Source organism: Streptomyces sp. NRRL WC-3549 (assembly GCF_000721935.1).
In the GTDB taxonomy this organism is placed as follows: domain Bacteria; phylum Actinomycetota; class Actinomycetes; order Streptomycetales; family Streptomycetaceae; genus Streptomyces.
Genome location: NZ_KL585401.1, coordinates 133,437 through 136,330 on the forward strand (window position 1 = coordinate 133,437; position 2,894 = coordinate 136,330).

The following is a 2,894-nucleotide window of genomic DNA, read 5'->3' on the forward strand; positions in this document are numbered from 1 at the left end:
CCCCGCCCTGCCGGTCCACGAGGCCACCGGCAACATGGTCGTCGACATCGGCGGCGGCACCACCGAGGTCGCCGTGATCTCGCTCGGCGGTATCGTCACCGCCCAGTCGATCCGGGTCGCGGGCGACGAGCTGGACAACGCGATCATCCAGCACATCAAGAAGGAGTACTCCCTCCTCCTCGGCGAGCGCTCCGCGGAACAGATCAAGATCACGATCGGTTCGGCGTACGACCTGGAGAAGGACGAGCACACCGAGATCCGCGGACGCGACCTGGTCTCCGGACTCCCCAAGACCGTGGTCATCTCGGCCGGTGAGGTCCGCAAGGCCATCGAGGAGCCGGTCAACGCGATCGTCGACGCGGTGAAGACGACGCTCGACAAGTGCCCGCCGGAGCTCTCCGGCGACATCATGGACCGCGGCATCGTGCTCACCGGCGGCGGCGCCCTGCTCCGCGGCCTGGACGAGCGGCTCCGCAGTGAGACGGGCATGCCCATCCACATCGCGGAGGACCCGCTGGACTCCGTGGCCCTCGGGTCCGGCAAGTGCGTCGAGGAGTTCGAGGCGCTCCAGCAGGTGCTGGACGCCCAGCCCCGACGGTAGAACCCGGCGTTCCGCCGCACGGGCACCGACCGTGCCCTGCGGCGGAACATCGACATGCAGGCACGAACATTCCGACGAGGAAGGCACGGCCGCCGCACGTGAGGGACACACGAGAGAGCCGGCTGCTCCTGGTGCTGCTGATCGCCATCGCGTTCGCGCTGATCACGGTGGACATCCGCGGGGGCGAGGAATCACCGGTGGCCGGCGCCCGGCAGGCCGCCGCCACGGTCCTCGGACCGGTCGAGAACGGCGTCGCGGCGGCGGTGGACCCGGTGGGCAACGCCATCGGCGCCGTACGGGACTCCGGCGACCGGCACGACCGGATCGCGGCCCTGGAGCACGAGAACACCGCACTGCGGACCAAGCTCGGCAGCGACGACCGCAACAGCAGCAAGGTCCGCCAGCTCGACTCCATGCTCAAGACCGCCGGGGCGGGCCAGTACGGCATCAAGGCCGCCCAGGTCGTCGCCATAGGAGCGGCCCAGGGCTTCTCCTGGACCATCACCATCGACTCGGGGGCGAACGACGGCATCGAGCGTGACATGACCGTGCTGAACGGCCAGGGGCTCGTCGGGCGGGTCACCACCGTGGGCCCGAACACCTCGACCGTGCTCCTGGCCAACGACCCCGACTTCACCGTCGGCACCCGGATGGAGAAGACCGACGAACTCGGCTTCGCCACCGGGCAGGGGTCCAGGCCGCTCTCGGTGCAGTTCCTCAACGGCAAGGCCGAGGTGAAGAAGGGCGACCGGCTCGTCACCTTCGGCTCCAGCAAGGGCAAGCCCTTCGTGCCGGGCGTCCCGGTCGGCGAGGTCGTCCGCGTCGACCCCTCCGGCGGCGACCTGACCCGGACCGTCTACGTCCGCCCGTTCGTCGGCTTCACCAAGCTCGACGTGGTCGGCATCGTGGTCCAGGCGCCCCGCGAGGACCCCCGCGACCTCGTCCTGCCGGCACAGCCCAAGAAGCCCGCGAAGCCCAAGCCCACCCCCACCGTCACCGTCACCGTCCAGCCCAACGGCGACCTCGTCGACGGCAGCGGCAAGGTCGTCGGGAACATCAACGAGAACCCCGACGCGGACGCCTCCGGCAACGCCGACGCCGGCGCGGACGGCGAAGCCGACACCGCCGCCGGCGACGCGGCGAACGAGCAGGAATAGAGCTGCCCCATGCGCCTGAACCGGACCCTGCTCTCCGCCGCCCTCGTCGTGGCCGCCCTCGTCGTCCAGGTCTCCGTCCTGGCCCGGCTCCAGCTACCCGGCGCCACGCCCGACCTGCTGCTCCTCGTCGTCCTCGCACTCGCCTTCGTCTACGGGCACGTCGCCGGGGCCCTCATCGGCTTCGGCGCGGGCCTGCTCGCCGACCTGGCGCCGCCCGCCGACCACGCCGCCGGCCGCTACGCCCTGGTCCTCTGCGTCATCGGCTACTGCGCGGGCCTGGCGCGGCCCGCGAACGGGCAGCTGAAATCGGCCTTCGCCCCCATGGCCCTCGTGGTGGCCGCGGCCCTCGGCTCGACCCTGCTGTACGCCGGTGTCGGCGCCCTGGTCAACGACACGCCGGCCCGCCACGTGGGCCTGGTCGGCCTGATGTTCACCGCCGCGCTGTACGACCTGCTGCTCGCCCCGTTCACCGTTCCCCTGATCATGGCGCTGGCGAGACGCACCGAGAACGAGCCGGTCATCGACAGCTCCAGCGGCGACGTGGCCGCGGGCTGGCTCTCCTCCGGCACCGGCCTGCGGATCGGCGGCCAGAAGGGCGGGCTGCGGGTCAAGGCCGCCCGTAACCGTGCCGCGCGGGCGGGCAGGATCAAGGGGGTCAAGCGACTGTGACACCACGTCAGCACCAGGCTTCCGGCCGACCCACCACCCCGGGGGCGCCCCGTGAGTAACATTCCGGAGACGGGCCGGACCCAGCGGGTCCAGATCCGCCTCGTCGTCATCCAGATCCTCGTCTTCTCCCTGCTCCTCACCCTCGGCGGCCGGCTCTGGTACCTCCAGGTCCGCAACGGCCAGGAGTACAGCGACGAGGCGAAGAACAACCACGTCCAGCAGGTCGTCCAGCCCGCCGTCCGCGGCTCCATCCTCGACGCCCGCGGTGTTCCCCTCGCCGACAACGAGACCCGGCTCGTCGTCTCGGCCAGCCGCACCGAGCTGCTGAAGATGAAGGACGACGGCGCCGGCGTCCTCACCCGGCTCGCGGACGTCCTGGGCATGGAGCCCAAGGAGGTCCAGGACAAGGTCCGGCTCTGCGACGCCAAGACCCCGCAGCCCTGCTGGAACGGCTCGCCCTACCAGCC

General features: G+C 71.2%; 3 protein-coding genes and 1 pseudogene. All 4 read left to right on the forward strand.

Features of this window, described 5'->3' with window-relative positions:
* Window positions 1-601: rod shape-determining protein MreB (gene mreB / locus IH13_RS40115; protein ID WP_037841554.1), on the forward strand; the 601-nt coding region annotated here is incomplete at its 5' end.
* A gap of 98 nt (window positions 602-699) precedes the next feature.
* Window positions 700-1,758, forward strand: coding sequence for a rod shape-determining protein MreC (gene mreC, locus IH13_RS0117115; protein WP_031085358.1), 1,059 nt, complete (start codon window positions 700-702; stop codon window positions 1,756-1,758).
* Window positions 1,759-1,767: 9 nt separating this feature from the next.
* On the forward strand, window positions 1,768-2,427 hold the full coding sequence (gene mreD, locus IH13_RS0117120; protein ID WP_031085360.1) for a rod shape-determining protein MreD: 660 nt from the start codon (window positions 1,768-1,770) through the stop codon (window positions 2,425-2,427).
* Between the two features lie 51 nt (window positions 2,428-2,478).
* Window positions 2,479-2,894 (forward strand): annotated as a pseudogene (locus IH13_RS0117125) (penicillin-binding protein 2); the annotation flags it as partial.